This is a genomic window from Pseudidiomarina indica (genome assembly GCF_900104245.1).
Classification (GTDB): Bacteria; Pseudomonadota; Gammaproteobacteria; order Enterobacterales; family Alteromonadaceae; genus Pseudidiomarina; species Pseudidiomarina indica.
Genome location: NZ_FMXN01000007.1, coordinates 1 through 16,532, shown reverse-complemented (window position 1 = coordinate 16,532; position 16,532 = coordinate 1). Strand labels below are relative to the sequence as shown.

At 48.1% G+C, this 16,532-nt stretch carries 14 protein-coding genes and 3 pseudogenes; 7 read left to right on the top strand and 10 right to left on the bottom strand.

The window, feature by feature from the left end:
- Positions 1-113 precede the first annotated feature (113 nt).
- The gene (locus BLP64_RS06885; protein ID WP_092593062.1) at positions 114-1,577 is read left to right on the top strand and encodes a RimK family protein; all 1,464 of its coding nucleotides are present in this window, start codon (positions 114-116) and stop codon (positions 1,575-1,577) included.
- 2 nt (positions 1,578-1,579) lie between these two features.
- Positions 1,580-2,068: a GNAT family N-acetyltransferase gene (locus tag BLP64_RS10855; protein WP_092593060.1), complete on the top strand. Its 489-nt coding sequence runs from the start codon at positions 1,580-1,582 to the stop codon at positions 2,066-2,068.
- Positions 2,069-2,102: 34 nt separating this feature from the next.
- On the opposite strand, the pseudogene glpQ reads toward BLP64_RS10855, so the two are convergent.
- The 3 genes and pseudogenes from glpQ to rcsF form a co-directional block, all read right to left on the bottom strand.
- A pseudogene (gene glpQ, locus BLP64_RS10915) lies at positions 2,103-2,999 on the bottom strand (glycerophosphodiester phosphodiesterase); the annotation flags it as partial.
- A 146-nt stretch (positions 3,000-3,145) separates the two neighbouring features.
- Positions 3,146-4,189, bottom strand: coding sequence for a cysteine synthase A (locus tag BLP64_RS06870; RefSeq protein WP_092593058.1), 1,044 nt, complete (start codon positions 4,187-4,189; stop codon positions 3,146-3,148).
- 18 nt (positions 4,190-4,207) lie between these two features.
- Complete coding sequence (gene rcsF, locus BLP64_RS06865; RefSeq protein ID WP_092593056.1) at positions 4,208-4,570, bottom strand: Rcs stress response system protein RcsF; 363 nt, start codon at positions 4,568-4,570, stop codon at positions 4,208-4,210.
- Positions 4,571-4,752: 182 nt separating this feature from the next.
- Here rcsF and cfa point away from each other — a divergent pair, with 182 nt between their 5' ends.
- Positions 4,753-5,889 (top strand): cyclopropane fatty acyl phospholipid synthase, encoded by a 1,137-nt coding sequence (gene cfa / locus BLP64_RS06860; protein ID WP_092593054.1) that lies wholly within the window; start codon positions 4,753-4,755, stop codon positions 5,887-5,889.
- Here the strand turns inward: cfa and BLP64_RS06855 are convergent.
- Positions 5,861-6,919: an AI-2E family transporter gene (locus tag BLP64_RS06855; protein ID WP_092593052.1), complete on the bottom strand. Its 1,059-nt coding sequence runs from the start codon at positions 6,917-6,919 to the stop codon at positions 5,861-5,863. The two genes, cfa and BLP64_RS06855, sit on opposite strands and share 29 nt — an antisense overlap.
- Positions 6,920-6,983: 64 nt before the next feature.
- Here BLP64_RS06855 and BLP64_RS06850 point away from each other — a divergent pair, with 64 nt between their 5' ends.
- The gene (locus tag BLP64_RS06850) at positions 6,984-7,478 is read left to right on the top strand and encodes an Mpo1 family 2-hydroxy fatty acid dioxygenase (protein ID WP_092593050.1); all 495 of its coding nucleotides are present in this window, start codon (positions 6,984-6,986) and stop codon (positions 7,476-7,478) included.
- A 15-nt stretch (positions 7,479-7,493) separates the two neighbouring features.
- Here the strand turns inward: BLP64_RS06850 and BLP64_RS06845 are convergent, their stop codons facing one another.
- Together BLP64_RS06845 and elbB are read right to left on the bottom strand one after the other, a co-directional pair.
- Positions 7,494-7,688, bottom strand: coding sequence for a hypothetical protein (locus BLP64_RS06845; RefSeq protein WP_092593048.1), 195 nt, complete (start codon positions 7,686-7,688; stop codon positions 7,494-7,496).
- A 145-nt stretch (positions 7,689-7,833) separates the two neighbouring features.
- On the bottom strand, positions 7,834-8,484 hold the full coding sequence (gene elbB / locus BLP64_RS06840) for an isoprenoid biosynthesis glyoxalase ElbB (protein ID WP_092593046.1): 651 nt from the start codon (positions 8,482-8,484) through the stop codon (positions 7,834-7,836).
- 238 nt (positions 8,485-8,722) lie between these two features.
- Between elbB and BLP64_RS06835 the strand changes: the two genes are divergently transcribed.
- Both BLP64_RS06835 and BLP64_RS06830 read left to right on the top strand, forming a co-directional pair.
- A complete protein-coding gene (locus BLP64_RS06835; protein WP_092593044.1) occupies positions 8,723-9,436 on the top strand; it encodes a LiaF domain-containing protein in 714 nt (237 codons plus the stop codon).
- A gap of 47 nt (positions 9,437-9,483) precedes the next feature.
- The gene (locus BLP64_RS06830; protein WP_092593042.1) at positions 9,484-11,667 is read left to right on the top strand and encodes an OsmC domain/YcaO domain-containing protein; all 2,184 of its coding nucleotides are present in this window, start codon (positions 9,484-9,486) and stop codon (positions 11,665-11,667) included.
- A gap of 48 nt (positions 11,668-11,715) precedes the next feature.
- Here the strand turns inward: BLP64_RS06830 and BLP64_RS06825 are convergent, their stop codons facing one another.
- The 4 genes and pseudogenes from BLP64_RS06825 to BLP64_RS06805 form a co-directional block, all read right to left on the bottom strand.
- Positions 11,716-12,378 carry a class I SAM-dependent methyltransferase gene (locus tag BLP64_RS06825; protein WP_092593040.1) on the bottom strand — a complete coding sequence of 221 codons (663 nt, stop codon included), beginning with the start codon at positions 12,376-12,378 and terminating at the stop codon, positions 11,716-11,718.
- A gap of 465 nt (positions 12,379-12,843) precedes the next feature.
- Positions 12,844-13,932: an NAD(P)-dependent alcohol dehydrogenase gene (locus tag BLP64_RS06820; protein WP_092593038.1), complete on the bottom strand. Its 1,089-nt coding sequence runs from the start codon at positions 13,930-13,932 to the stop codon at positions 12,844-12,846.
- Between the two features lie 308 nt (positions 13,933-14,240).
- Positions 14,241-15,422 (bottom strand): annotated as a pseudogene (locus BLP64_RS10910) (YaaC family protein).
- Positions 15,423-15,549: 127 nt separating this feature from the next.
- The gene (locus tag BLP64_RS06805; protein ID WP_092593032.1) at positions 15,550-16,095 is read right to left on the bottom strand and encodes a hypothetical protein; all 546 of its coding nucleotides are present in this window, start codon (positions 16,093-16,095) and stop codon (positions 15,550-15,552) included.
- 174 nt (positions 16,096-16,269) lie between these two features.
- Here BLP64_RS06805 and BLP64_RS06795 point away from each other — a divergent pair.
- Positions 16,270-16,532 (top strand): annotated as a pseudogene (locus tag BLP64_RS06795) (IS110 family transposase); the annotation flags it as partial.

Below are 16,532 nucleotides of genomic sequence, written 5' to 3'. Positions count from 1 at the left end.
AAGATGTTTCGGCTATTTCAAAACGCCTTTTTTACTGAAAATATAAATCGCAACCTATTGTATTTTCAGTGCGATAAGCGAAGAATATGCGGCAATTAAACAGCGGAGCCCCTATGCAAAACTCAGCCTTGATCATTCTTGACGAGATCACCGATTGGCAACCCTATTATCCTAGCCAAGCCACGGTGACCGCCAGTGAGTACTTACTACAATCGTCAGTAAAAAGCCGGACTCAAGTGCTCAACTTGTGCGGTGATCTGAGCTATTTATCAACGGGCTATTATGTCAGTCTGCTGGCGGAGGCTCGCGGGCAGCGAGTGCTCCCTTCGGTGTCAACCATTAACGACTTGGCAAACTTCAGCCACTATCAACTCTTGCTTGCTGAAACTGACAAACACGTTCTGAAATATTTGTCCAAAGCGCCCCAAGATGAGCCGCTACGGGTACTCGTTTGTTTCGGCCAAACCGCTGAACCCTTACTCAATAACTTCGCTCGGCAAATGTTTGACCGCTACCCCTGCCCCATTATCTGGGTGGAATTCCGCTACCAAGGGCGTTGGTTTATCCATCAAATCGGAGCCGGTGCCTTAACTGAGCTGAGTGATGAGCAACAAACATTCTTTGGCAACGCCCTGGATAGCTTCAGTAAACGAGTGTGGCGCAAAGCGCGAGCACGGAAAGAGTACCGCTACGATTTAGCGATTTTGCATGATCCCAATGAAACGATTCCGACCAGCGATAAAAAGGCCTTACAGCGGTTTATTAAAGCTGCCAAAGATGCCGATATTGACGCCGAACTGATCACCGCGAATGACTACAACCGGCTGTTAGAGTTCGATGCCTTGTTTATTCGTGAAACCACCCGAATCAACCATTACACCTACCATTTTGCGAAAAAGGCCGAAGCGAACGGCATGGTGGTGATTGACGCACCCCATTCAATTTTACAATGTGCGAATAAGGTGTTTCTGAAAGAGTTGCTGGATAAACACAAAATTCCAACTCCGCGCACGGAGCTCCTGCTGCGTCAACAACATACCGACTATGCAGCCATTGGTGAGCGCTTAGGATACCCGGTGGTATTAAAAATACCGGATGGCTCCTTTTCCATTGGTGTTGAAAAAGCTGAGAACGAGGAAGAATTTCAACAAATTGCAGAAAAACTGTTCAATACCTCCACGATTTTGTTGGCGCAAGAGTTTGTCAAAACGGAGTTCGATTGGCGGATTGGGGTGTTAAACCATCGTCCCATTTATGCGTGCAAGTATTTTATGGCACGTAACCACTGGCAAATTTATAACCACGCCAGCACCAGTAGCCGCGCGAAATCTGGTGGTTTCGCCACGGTAGGAATTCATCAAGTGCCGAAGGAAGTGGTAAAAACCGCACTCCAAGCAACGCGTCTGATTGGTGATGGACTCTATGGCGTGGACGTAAAAATGACAGCGAAAGGCCCGGTCATCATTGAAATCAATGACAACCCTTCCATCGATTCGGGCGTGGAAGATCTTCTATTAGGCGACGAACTCTACCATATTATTATGCGTGATTTTGCCCGTCGTTTAGATGAGAAATAGTCATGACCTCCCCGTCGAATTGGCAAATCCGAACTGCCACTCGTACTGATTTATCGGCGCTGGTGGCGCTGGAACAGAAGTGTTTTGACTACAGTCAAATTGGGCGTCGCAGCTTTCGTTATCTGATTGACTCCCCGACTGCCCATTTCGTGGTCTGTTTGTCAGCAACTCAAGAGCTGCTGGGGTATTACATTCTGCTGACCCGTAAAAACAGCATGAAATGGCGACTGTATTCAATTGCTACAGCACCTGAGCATCGTGGACTCGGATTAGGGAAAACATTGCTACGACATGCCTTGTCCAAAGCTCGACAAGGCGGCGCAGAACAGTTCACTCTCGAAGTGAAAGTGGATAATACCGCGGCTATAGAACTATACCGTCGGCACCATTTTGAAGTTGTTGATCTTCTTCCAGACTATTATGGTCGGGGAGCGGATGGGTATCGGATGGCGCTGACTTTAGCGGTACTGGATAATCTGGAAAATCGGTAAAGAACCCATCCACGCCAATATCGGTCAGCCATTGCACCAACTGTTCGTAACTTTCAGCACCTTCTGGCAGTTCATCGGCTCGCAACGTATAAACATGCACTAACAGGCCTGCTGCTTTAGCGTGCTCCACCACTTGTGAAAACTTCGGCTGCCCCTGCTCATCAAGGCCTAAAAAGACTTGCTCCAGCCACAAGCCTACGCCATCGGCATAGTTGCGTAGGGTTTCCATTCCCGCTGCTGAAAGCATGGTGTGATAATCAATATCGCTTTCATTCCAGCTATTATCAGCAATGAGCTGAATTAATGGTAGCTCAAGCAAAAACTCACGTTTAATGCGCCGCAATACTTCCGGATCAAAGCATTGCAAAAATACCGGTGCGGCTAAATTGCTAGCGTCCGTTAACCCATAGCGAGCCAGTACATTAAGGGTCTGTTGCAGCACGTCATAACCTTGTTGTTTATGCCAACGCGCATTCTTTAACTCAATGTATAGCCCGGTTTGTAGCCCTCGGGTTTGGTTTAAACCAAGAATCAACTCAATTTGCTGCGCCAAGGACATGACTTTCAGTTGCCCCGTCCCTGCTGGGAAACGAGCTGGATAACGTTGCTCTCCCGCAGCGGTTTGTCGTTCGGTTAGATTTAATTTTTGCAGTTCAACAAAGGTGAAATCGAGCACATAGTAGCGCTCATCCGGGCGTTTTTTGTCCGGGAACACGTCACGAACATTCGAAATATGGTCCAGCACAATATCATGCAAGACCACTGGTACGTGGTCACGCGTCAGCACAATATCTTGCTCAATATAGTCCGCTCCCATCACATGGGCCATTGCTAACGCTGCCACCGAGTGTTCAGGGGCGTACCCTGATGCCCCTCGGTGCGCAATCACAATCGGTTTGGTGGGTTCGAGTTCCGTATCCGGCTGCACCATTTCAGTATCTGGCTGCACCATGATGTCCCCCTCAACTTGCTCCACAGTCACTGGCGGAGACGTTTCTTCCGCCATCGTTTGTCCCGCAACAACGGGGGTTACCAATAGCCAAACGGTCGCGACCGCTAGCCCTGCTAAATTCAGTTTCATGGAGTACGGTACCAAACCCGATCGCCTTGTTGACGATAACGGGCAATTAAATCATGAATGGGTTCGGCGTCAGTTCGAACGCCACGTTGGGCTAAATATTCTGGGTTATAGAGCTTACTTGCTGAGCGCTCCCCCAAATCACAAGCAAAAGTCACAATCGTTTTGCCCGGACCATGCAGCACCGCTGCTTGTAATGCGCCCGCGACATTCAAACATGAACTACTACCCAATACCAACCCTTCGTGTTGCACGAGATGACGCGATAAACTCACTAAGTCATCATCAGGGAGATTCACTGCGGCATCAATTTGCGCTAAGCGGAAGTTCTCCACTAAGCGCATAATTCCAATCCCTTCAGTAAATGAACTGCCTTGGCTCACATAAGCACCCGATTTAAGGTAGCTATAAATACCCGAACCATCCGGATCGACAAGCCACACTTGAACTGCTGGATTCTGCTCTTTAAGAAACATGGAGTTCCCAGCAATGGTTCCGCCAGTTCCGGCCGCGGAAACTAAAATATCAATCTTACCTTGGGTTTGTTCCCAAATTTCAGGGCCTGTGGTGACGTAGTGAGCACGCGCATTGCTCGTGTTTTCAAACTGATTCGCCCACCAATAATCTGGGCGCTCTTCCGCCAATCGGCGAGCTGTATGGTAGAAATGTCGTTCATCTTTGAATGGAACCGGATCCACCGTGACCAACTCAGCCCCATGCAATTGAATCATTTGTTCTTTTTCTTTGGTCTGGTCATTAGGCATTACCGCCACCATGTTCAAGCCAAACGAACGGGCAACCACGGCCAAGCCAATCCCTGTATTGCCTGCAGTGCCTTCGACAATGGTCATGCCTGGCTTGAGTTCACCACTTGCCAGCGCATCTTTGATCATCTGTAACGCAGCGCGATCTTTAATCGAACCACCGGGGTTTTGTGACTCTAATTTCACAAAAATATCGCACCCAGTCAGTTCGGATAATGAGTTTAATCGCAATAAATCGGTCTGCCCAATCAGTTCGGCAGATAATTTTGCAACCTGCATGATCACTCCTTAATAACCTTAGCGCAGTGGCTGTGATTGAAACGCGTCTCCGGTACAAAGCCATTGGCTCCGGCACTCATCACTTTGTTGTTGGCGGCATTGACGCAACACCACGTGATTCGCCCCTAACTCAGCGGCTGCCACCTTCAACCGTAGCAAGGCTTCTTGCTGGGTCGGCTCTGCGGCAAACCGGTTCACTTGGCACGAAGCGCCCTGCACCTCACCCAACGCCGTAAAGTTGACATCCGTACGCGACAATTCGTAAGGGCGCATGAAGGTCACACTATCGGCAACCGCCATATCAATTCCCAAATCCGTTGCGGGTGATGTGGCACAGCCAGCAACGAATGCCACCATTAACGCAACAAATATACGTTTCATAACAGTACCCTATCTTAAGTTAAATGAGCGAACGACGCTTGTACTATGATGTAAAGATTGATGTAAAGATCGCCTCATTATAGGGCAAACTCTAACTCCTCGTACATGCGAAATCCCCCTTTACTCCGTGCAATTTTGCGCCCCTCGACTACACTGAAAGCAAGCTCACGGTTGGAGACGCTATGAACAAAACCCACCAGCTCATTGCTGAATTATTAGCCCCAGCGGATATCCAACTAAACGGTGACCGCCCCTGGGACATTCAACTACGAGATGATTACTTTCTCCAGCAACTCCTCAGTCGAGGTAATCTTGCTCTCGGCGAGGCATACATGGCCGGTGACTGGGATTGTGAAGCGCTGGATGTCTTATTTTGTCGCATTTTAACCCACCGCTTGCACGAGCACGTTCAACCGACACGTTTGCTTTGGCATGTTGTAAAAAGCCATCTATTTAACCTACAAACCCCAAAGCGAGCCTGGCAGGTGGGATTCCGTCACTACGATTTAGGGAATCGACTTTACCAAGCCATGCTTGATGAGCGCATGGTGTATACCTGTGGTTATTGGCGTCATGCCCAAAGCTTAACAGATGCACAACGCGATAAGCTAGAATTGGTTTGTCAGAAGCTCAACTTGCAACCTGGCATGCGGGTGCTCGATATTGGCTGTGGCTGGGGCAGTTTTATGAAGTACGCAGCGGAACACTATGGAGTCAGTTGTGTCGGCGTCACTATTTCGCGCCAGCAGGTGGAGCTTGGTGAGCAATTATGTCAAGGGCTGCCCATTGAGTTTCGGCTGCAGGATTACCGAACGTTGCATGAGCCGTTCGATGCGGTAGTCAGCTTGGGAATGTTCGAGCATGTCGGCCAACGGAATTATTCCCATTTCATGCAAGTAGCGGCGCGCTGTTTAGCTCCTGACGGACTGTTTTTGCTACACACAATTGGCCGTAATCGAGATGTTCGCGGCACGGACCCTTGGATTCATCGCTATATTTTCCCCAATGGCGAACTACCCTGTTTAGCTCATATCGATGCGGCATCTCGTAAGCACTTACGCGCCGAGGATGTTGAAAATCTCGGGGCTGATTACGACCCGACGTTAATGGCGTGGTATCAAAATTTCGAGCAAGCCTGGCCAAGTTTGCGTGAGGACTATGACGAAAGCTTCTTTCGCATGTGGCGCTACTACCTGTTGTCGTGTGCAGGCGCCTTCCGCGCCCGCGATTTACAAGTGTGGCAGTGGGTATTGAGGCACCCAGCTAGCTTGAGCGGTTATCGCCGCCCTCTCAGACTGACGGCGGCGGACGACGCATAAAGTCTGCGACAAAAATTTGCCACACAGACATGAATAAGGCAGCAATGAGAGGACCAATCACAAAGCCAATAATGCCAAACAATGAAATCCCACCAATGGTTGAGAACAACACGACATAGTCAGGAAGTTTCGTATCTCGGCCTACCAGAATGGGGCGTAGAACATTATCCGCCAACCCAATAATCACGGCGCCGTATGCCACCAAAATGGTCGCATCAATCCAATGGCCTGTGGCATAGAGGTAAACCGCGACTGGGAACCAGACAATGGCAGCACCAACAGCTGGAATCAGCGAGAGGAACGCCATGATCACGCCCCATAATAGCGGGGCAGCAATTCCCAATAACCAGAAGATAACTCCCCCGAGCGCCCCTTGCACAATGGCGACTACGAGGTTGCCTTTGATGGTTGCGCGGGTGGCTTCAACAAACTTTTCAATCAGTGCCTGAATTCGTGTTTCACCCAGCGGCAGAGCGTGCACAATGGAACGGCTCACCTTGGTGCCGTCACGCAACAAGAAGAAAGCCAAATACATCATCAAGCCAATGCTTACCAACACGCTGAACGTGTTTTGCCCGATTGATAAGGTTTCCCGCGCCAGAAACTTTGACAGCGCCTGCGACAGTTCAATGACTTGCTCTCGAATGTTATTCGGGTTGATCCCAAATTCCACCAGCAATTCATCAATAATGGGGAAAGCCTCACGTAATTCGGTGAGCATAGCACGCGGATCAATCGCCCCCGACTCTAGCAATTGGTACAGCTGCACGCCTTCTTGCACAAGAATTTTGGTCACAAAGATCAACGGCATGACCACAATGAACATACAAACGATCAAGGTCACCAAGGCGTTGGTATTCGGCCGTATTCCCCACCATTGCTCCAATCGATGCTGAAGGGGCGCAAAAACAACGGCAATGGCACATGCCCAGAAAATTGCCGTCCAAAATGGCTTGAGGATAAAACCAAACGCGATCGACACCACCACTAATAAAATAAGGAAGGTTCGTCGCTCAAACTGTTCTTGCATTGGATATCCTTGTTCTTTATTGGAATCAGGTTAATATTGACAATAAAACAAAAGGTGAGCAAGTATGAAAACAATCACAGAACACTTAATCGGCTATGCTGCCTATCACCGCAATCAACGAAATATTATCACGCACTTAATTGGTATCCCAATGATCGTGATTGCCCTTGAGATTTTATTATCTCGGCCAACTTGGTTTATTGCCAACCTGCCTATCTCTCCAGCGATAATTGTCAGTGCCCTTGCGGCCTTGTTTTATCTTAAACTCGATCGGCCGCTCGGCATACTGATGACCCTGCTGCTCGGCTTAGCAGTATGGCTCGGCAGCACCGTGGCCTTACTCGAAACTCATCTGTGGTTGAGTTGGGGCATTGGGCTTTTTGTCGTTGGCTGGATCTTCCAATTTATCGGGCATTACTTTGAGGGCCGAAAACCCGCGTTTGTTGACGATATTATGGGCTTAGCGATTGGTCCACTGTTTGTGGTGGCTGAAGTGGTCTTTATGCTGGGCTTAAAAAAAGAGCTTCATCATGAGATAGAAGCTCACTTTAAGAATTAGGGGCGAGCGCCGCGTTTAATTGTCGGTGGTATTAACCCGCTTTTTCGGTGGGTTAATCCAGTAAACTTCAACATCAGTCACCGTCGCAACGCGCTCGATAGCTTCGACGCGGTCATGATCGACCACTAGTTTGCTAGAGGTTGTTGGCGTTGATGTTGATGAACACCCGATTGCGGCTGCGCACAGTAGCAAGATAAATAACGACCGCATAATGAATACCTCCGATAAATGAGCTTAGCGTGATCGCTCCGCTCATCTTCAGTATCGTTCACTTTCTGTACAAAATGTAGTCGACTTTCTAATTAAAGTTATAACTATTTGTTATTCTTAAAAATAAAAATGCCGCAGCGATGGCTTAAGCCATCGCTAATACTTGCTGAACCAACTTGCTAATGCCTTGCTCTGCTTCCGCTAACGATTGCGCCAACATATAAGCAGGGGTGGTCACCACGCGATGGGTTTCATCGACCACAATACCGTCTACGGCACAATCAACGTGCTTGCCGCCCATGGCAGTAATTGCTGCTGCCGTATCTTTATCATTACCAATAGTGACCTGAACTCCAGCGCCGTACACCAGTGGTACCATGACCGGAGCAATGCACATATAGCCCGCTGGCTTACCCAACTTCTTAAAGGCTTCACAGGCATTGCGGACATCTTGTGTCAGTTCACACGCGGCACCTTGCTCGGCAAAGTTACAAAGGTTTTTGGCTGCCCCAAAGCCACCGGGTAAAATTACCGCATCAAATTGAGTAGCATCCAGCTCAGTGAGTGGCTTTGCTTCCCCACGTGAAATTCGAGCAACTTCCACTAAAATATTCCGTGTTTCATTCATTTCTTCGCCGGTTAAATGATTGATCACGTGCTGTTGATTCGCATCTGGAGCAAAGCACTGATAACTCGCACCGGCTTTCGATAAATGCAGGAGCGTCAGCACCGCTTCATTGATTTCCGAGCCATCGAAAACACCACTACCAGAAAGAATTACTGCAACTTTTTTCATCATTCCTCCGCTTCTATCAATTCAACGACAAACTGTCGTGTCACAGGTTATTCTACTATGATGACAGCTTAAGCGAAAGTTGGGTAATTTGACTAAATGGTGGTGAGTTTTCCTTTACCACTTCAGCATCAAAATTATAACTATCTGATTTTATTATTGTTTTTATTTGGCGTGAATCTTGCATTTATTCTCATCAAATCAATCACGATTCCAACATAATAATGATTAGGAGAACAACATGGCCGTTAAATTGGAAGATCGTCCCATTGAGCAAGTGCGAGAAGAAACCGTTGATAAATTAATCATCAACTACAGTCATGCCATTATTTCTTCAGAAGCTTTTGAACGCCGCCTCGACAGCGCCATGCAAACCGAATCTCACCAGGAGTTAGTCGATCTCGTTGCTGATTTACCCTTGGAAGCGGACGATACCTACGATGCCAAAAAAGAACGCTCGTTTCGCCTCAACTACGACGCCGCAAACCCAAATGAGGAAGATAAAGAACGAATCATGAGCTTGGTCGGCTCCAATCAGCGCAAAGGCCAATGGGTTCCTCCTAAAAAGCTGCGCATTGTCGGGGTATTGGGAAGCACCCAACTTGATTTCACCGATGCCATTTTCCAGCACCAACAAATCGAAATTAACATTGCCAGTGTTTTGAGCAGCGTGGATATTTTTGTCCCGGAGCACGTGAACGTGACGATTCGCATGTTTGATATTGTTGGTTCTTCAGAAAACAAAGCCCCTTGCATGGCCGGTAAACAAGCGCCTCACATTACGATTACGGGATTTTCGGTGTTAGGTTCCTTAAGTGTTTCTGTGAAACGAACCATTAAAGAAAAGTTTATTGCCTTTGCCAACAATTTGCGTGAAGCCTTTGGACTGGCCGAAAGCGCACCAGCGACGAAGCCGAAAAAGAATTCTGGTGCAAACGGAGACTTTGCCAGCTAAACACGGGATAATAGCCAATATTTTTATCAAATTGCGGTTATTAGCTCATGGAAATTAAAGTTAACTTTCTCGACAACCTGCGTATTGAGGCGAAGTTCGATGACTTCACGGTCATTGCCGATCAACCGATTCGATACAAAGGCGATGGCTCAGCACCGAGCCCGTTCGACTATTTTCTTGCCTCGTCGGCAATGTGTGCGGCCTACTTCGTTAAAGTTTATTGTGTTGCCCGCAATATTTCGACGGAACACATCCGTTTGTCACAAAATAACATTGTGGACCCTGAGAATCGGTACAACCAGATTTTCAAAATCCAAGTGGAACTGCCAGACGATATTTCCGAGCGTGATCGCCAAGGTATCTTACGCGCCATTGACCGGTGCACCGTTAAGAAAGTGGTGCAGACCGGTCCTGAGTTCCAGATTGAGGTGGTCGAGAATCTGGACGAGGACGCACAAGCCTTATTAATGGGGCAGCCTGAGAATGGGTCATTAACCTACATTGAAGGCAAAGATTTACCCCTTGAACAAACCATCGCCAATGTCACCAAAATCTTGGCTGATTTAGGCATGAAGATTGAAATTGCTTCTTGGCGTAACATTGTTCCGCACGTTTGGTCGCTCCATATTCGCGATGCCGCATCGCCCATGTGCTTCACCAACGGGAAAGGAACCACCAAAGAAGCCGCATTAGCATCGGCGCTAGGCGAATTTATTGAACGACTAAACTGTAACTTCTTCTACAACGACCAGTACTTTGGTGAAGAAATTGCAAACGCAGAGTTTGTGCATTATCCCAATGAAAAATGGTTTCCTCTCACCCCAGACGATAGCTTGCCACCGGGGTTGCTGGATGGACATTGCTTAAGTATTTATAACCCTGAGGGTGAGTTACAAGGCTCACACCTGATTGATACGAATTCAGGGCGGGTTGACCGCGGCATTTGTGCGCTGCCGTTTGAACGTCAATCCGACGGGGAAACTGTTTACTTCCCAACCAACTTAATCGAAAACCTCTACTTAAGTAACGGTATGAGTGCGGGCAATACCTTGGCCGAAGCCAAAGTGCAGTGCCTGTGTGAAATCATCGAGCGAGCGGTGAAAAAAGAAATCATCGAAAACGAATTTGCGTTGCCCGATGTTCCAGCAGACGTCTTGGCTCGCTACCCTCACATTGTTGAGGGAATTGAAGCGTTAGAAGCCCAAGGGTTCCCAATTTTCGTTAAAGATGCCTCCCTCGGCGGACGTTTCCCGGTGGCTTGTGTCACCCTCATGAACCCACGCACCGGTGGTGTATTCGCGTCGTTTGGCGCACACCCGAACTTCCGGATTGCACTGGAGCGGAGCCTAACCGAACTCATGCAAGGACGTAGTTTTGAAGGCCTGAATGACTTCCTGCCACCAACCTTCAATAGCATGGCAGTAACGGAGCCCAACAACTACGTGGAACACTTTATTGACTCGTCAGGCATTGTTTCATGGCGCTTCTTCAGTGCGCGTGCCGACTTTGAGTTCAGCGACTGGGATTTTTCCGGTTCCAACGAAGTCGAAGCAGAGAACTTAATGCGCATTCTGACCGACCTGGGGCATGAAGTGTACATGGCCGTGCACGATAAGTTTGGCATTCCAGTGGTGCGTACCTTGGTGCCCGGATACTCCGAAGTGTACCCCATTGAAGATCTCGTTTGGGACAACACCAACAAGGCGCTTGATTACCGCGAAGATATTCTCAATCTGCACCGCTTAAGTGACGAGCAATTGCAGGCTCTGGTAGAACGCTTGGAAGAAAGTCAGCTGGATCAGTACATTGATATTATTACCCTGATCGGCATTGAGTTTGATGAAAACACCGTGTGGGGCCAACTCACCATTCTTGAACTCAAATTACTGATTTATCTTGCGCTAGGTGACCATGAAACCGCGCTTGAGCTAACCGAAGAGTTTCTACAGTACAACGACAACACGGTGGAGCGGAATCTCTTTTACCGCGCCATGAGTGCTGTTTTGGAAGTAACGTTGTCGGATGATATGGAACTTGCCGACTACCTGCGTAGTTTCCAACGCATGTACGGGGAACAAACCATGGCGGATGTGGTGGGCGCAGTTGAAGGAACGGTTCGCTTCCCTGGCCTGTTTGAAACCAACAGCCAGCTAGATGGTTTAGATCGTCACTTACGATTACTAGACAGCTATAAGAAGCTTCACGCCGCCCGTGCACGGTTGTATGCTTAACTTGCAAGCGCTTTGACATAAGTGCCAGCGGCTCATGCCGCTGGACACTTAGAAACCCCGCCGAAAGCTCAGTAACCGGCCCCGATGTGGTGCTGGCTCACCTTCTATAAACGGAATGTTCTGCTCGGTTAAAGCAAATCCATAGTCTTGCAGGTAACGCGCAAAGCGATTGCGATAGCCACGCCCTGGACACGTAATCAACACTTTCGCTTTAGGCGCTGCAAGCTGATTTACGAATTCTGCCAACATTTCAGCGTGATCAGGCTCATACAGAATATCACTACCAAGAATGACATCGTATTGCCCGCGCTGATCAGGAGCAGGCGATAGCCCCCAATCTAAATCAACGAATGGTACTTCGGGCACCTGATTTAGCGCCGCGTTATAGTCAAGAAACTCTTCGCTTAACGGATGTTTGTCACTGGCCACCACATGGGCGCCGCGCGCACGCAATACTAAACTTGGTAACCCGAGGCCACAACCTAGCTCGATAAATCGACGTCCGCTAATGTCAATTTTCTTCACTGCTCGCGCTAACGCTTTGCTCGCCGGCCACAATTGCCCGAACAAGCTCCAACTCGCCGAGCAAATCCCTGCTCGCTTGGCTTCGCCCTGAGGATCATAGTACTGTTGAGTATCTTTTAACGAGCGAATTTTCCACTCACGTGAACCAACGCGTAAGTGAATTTTACGCGTTTCATAACCAGACATAGCAACACCTCCAATAACATTGGACCTGCTGCATCGATAGTTGATGTGCGATGGGTCAAAGACCCCATTATACTGTTTTTAAAAAAATTTTCTTGAGTGTGGAATGTACTTGACCCGCGAACATCAAACAAGCACGAATGTTAAGGGCCTGTTCACCCTTGGTTTTTATTGGGCACCCAATGCTGAATGCCAACTCCCGATACTGTGTGCCAGCTTGACCCATTGCGCCAGGAACCAGGCCACCGAATGAGCGGAAATTACCCGACGATTACGCCGGATTGCCCCGCGACCTGAACTCCAAATTACGCGCCGAAGCCGTTGCCAAACTTAGGGCTGTTTTCTGCCTGCCAGCAATCTGCCAAGCGGCGGCGCGCATGGTTGGTATGAGCCGGGCCCAGATCAGTTACCGGCTCAAACGAAGGGGCAAGGCGTCCGGGCACGAGGCCCGGTCCTGAGCGATTGCGCTCAGGCGAGTTTGAGAATCGGCTTGACCACAACCCCCTTCTGGGAGTCTTCGAAAGCCTGGTTGATCTGGTCGAAGGGATAGAACTTGATCAGCTTGTCGAACGGGAACTTGCCGGCCTTGTAGAATTCCACCAGTTTGGGGATGAACACCCGTGGTACTGAATCCCCTTCGATAACCCCGATCATGCTCTTGCCTTCGGCCATCAGGTCATTGTGGACGTCGATGTTCATCTCCGGTGTCACCCCGACGATGGCGGCCTGGCCCAGGGGGCGTAGCGCATTCAGGCACTGCCGCACCACCGGCGGCACACCAGTGCTTTCCACCGCGTAGTGGGTCCCGCCATCGGCGGCCTTCCTGATCTCCCCCACCACATCCACGTTCTTGCCGTTGAGGGTATGAGTCGCCCCCAGCTCTCGGGCTAACTCCAGCCGGCTGTCGTGGACGTCAATGGCAAATATCTGCTGACAGCCCGCAATCTTCGCCGCCATGATCGCGCTCAGCCCCACCGCTCCGCAGCCGTAGATCGCGATGGAAGTGCCGAACTCCGGCTTGAGGCGGTTAAGTACGGTGCCCGCGCCGGTCTGGATGCCACACCCCAATGGTCCCAGCAGCGCCAGATCCACGTCCTTGTCCACTTTAACCACGTTTCGCTCGTGGGCCACCACGTGGGTACTAAAGGACGACTGTCCGAAGAAAGTGCCCAGATCGGTGTCGCCCTGGTGCAACCGATAGGTCTGGTCTTCCATGCGGCCGCCAAAGTTCAGGTCGTTAAATGCCGCGCAAACCGTGGGGTGGCCAGTGAGGCAATTTTCGCACTGGCCACAGTGGGCAAAAGACATCACGACGTGATCTCCGGCTGCCAAGCTGGTGACATTCTCCCCCACCTGCTCAACAATGCCTGAGCCTTCGTGGCCCAGCACAATGGGATAGGGTGAGATGGCGAGATCCCGGGCAACCGCGTCAGTATGGCAGACCCCCGTGGCAACCACCTTCACCAGCACTTCATTGGACTTGGGTCCGCTAAGGCGGACTTCCTCAATGCTGAAATCCTTACCCTGGGCATGGGTGACGGCCGCTTTTATTTTCATCGTGGTTTCCTCCGGTTGTGCAACGTGGCCTGAAACAGGCAGTTTGATGTTGTCTGTTAATTACTAGTCTAGCACAATCATTGGACCACCAGCGCAAAACAAAGGGGACGGAGGGATTAAGCGTTGGCCAACACCTCTGGTGTTTTCCAGTCTATGCACTCCGATGACTCTAGATATTCGCGCGCGATCTCAATTCTCTCCCACGCCTAACGCTTTGCTAATTGGCTGCCGCAGCGCAGCGTAGGCAGTCCAGTGGAGGCCACGCTGTTTGTGGCCGGAACGAAATTAAGCAACTTGTTAGGCTTATTTTACGAGCGAAACCCTGTAACTCGAAACGTATTACCCGTAATTTCTGATGAGACTTGATCTATGAACTGCACTATTGATTTCTCTATAAATTCATTAAGAAGCCATGAAGCATCTTTTTCCAAATGAGACCTCAAAACGTTTGGTTGATACCTAGCTAACTCACTCAAACGATGCATTGCAGCATAAGATAAAACTAACGGATTACGATTTATAATAGATTCTGATGTTAAATCATTTCGCTTAACATACCAGAGCTCGTTTGCACTATAGATATACTGAAACTCTTTGCGACGGGCTTTTAAATAATTATTCAATCTATTCAAATTCGCTGCATCGGGATTATTCCGAGCGACATCCCATTTAAATCTACGCTTATGACGAATTGTATAGTTCTCATCATTTTCAGCTATAACCTCTAATTAAAAATTTAAGGATTCAAGCCTTGTTAGAGTAGTTCTATTGGAATGTTCTGGTTCTAATTCAAATTGCATCCACGCTTTATTTTTTATTTTATCTCTAACTATCTTAGGATTCAAAATTGGTATGAACAACTCAGTTTGATTGGGGTACGTTACATTGTATGAGCGGTGTATATATGCCAAATTGTAAAGCACGTCCTTAAGAGAGTATTCTTCATGGGGTTCATCTTTCGATTTTGGAATAACTGCCTCCTCAAAATATGAACACAACCCTGATAAAACGCCTTTAGTTTTAAGCCTAACGAATTCATTTTTTATATTGTTATGACCGTTTTCACTTCGTCCTGAAACCCCATGAGAAAAGTCATATGGAATTTTTTTAATCTCTAACAGAGCTTTTGACGCGTTAAGAAAACAGTAATAAGTGGTCAATGGCTTTGAGTTATTGTCCAGTGACTTAGTAGCTTTATAAAAATTCCTTGCTTGTTGCCAATAAAAGATAGCATTTTTGTGTTTTATTGAGCCATCTGATTTTTGTTTTAAGTAGATTTCAACATATTCCCAAGTAGAGTCCGTCAATATCGTTTTTGATTTGAGTTCGGGGTTTATCTGCGCATGGTATGCGCAAACAGGCCATACACCTATTTTGAGTTGCTCCCTTTTTTTAGCGGGTTTTAAGCTATCTTTTATCTCTTTAATAGAGTTTTCATTTGCGGAAACTTTGTCAGATATTGTTTTAATCCGCTCTGTGAGATCAACCACTTTTCGTCCTTAATAGTTAAAAGTTACAGCAACATATGACTAAGTAAGCCTAACGCCGTGTTAAGGGGCCGAAGCAGCGCGGCTGCGAAGGTCCCAGTGAGCAAGGCGAACGATCTTGAACACCTTGTTAGGCTCGCCTTGGCGCAAGGTACACCTGCCTAATTTTGTAAACAAACTCTGGCTTATTGGCATACCGCAAGGCGGCATCCCACAATGGATTAGTTCGATCATTTATGTTTTTTGCAAGAGCTTTTATTTCAGGTGGTGCATCGTCACGGAAAAAATTTTTGTTGTCTCGATTCTTATCGTAGCTCACACCAGTTATTTTGAATTTCCTTGGCGCTATTCCTTTCAATTTTTGCTGCTCAATGTCTTTGTGTGCTGTTTCCCACGTTATGGCTCGAACCATTAACATGTAACGGTGCTCATCGAATTTTCCATCAACTGTAAATTGCGATTTTGAAGGATATTGTGGTTGAATTTTTCGCCGATAGAGCCCACCAACCACAAGCCTGAAATGTAAATTATCGGATGACATTTCATATCGTCTGCAATCAACGACATCAACCCAATGCCCTCTGGTATCTTCAATATGTTTCTTAGCAAACAGAACCGCAAACGCTTCATCTGTGCCAGCATATTTGAGGTACTTTTTAAGCAATTTTTCATTCATATTTTAACCATTGCACCGTAAACTTTTACCGCCTAACGTTGCGCTCTGCGGCAAATTTGGAGCGCAGCGGAAAATTTGTCCGACAGCAGCGCTTTGATACTCATTGAGCCTTCTCCCCAATTTAGCCAGCTTGGCTAAACTGAAAGGCAACCAAACCAAAAAGGAGAAGACCCAATGAACTTTTACAATAGCACCCATCAGCATTATTGTGGAATCGATTTGCACGCCCGCAGCCTCTATGTTTGCATTATCAATCAACAAGGTGAAACGCGCCTACATAAGGAAATATCAGCGAATCCAGACGCGCTGATTGAACTTATCAGCCCCTATTTAGATGATCTTGTCCTCGGCGTTGAATGCATGCACTGTTGGTACTGGGTCGCCGACTTTTGCGACGACCATGATATTGAATTTATTCTCGGCCATGCCTTATACAT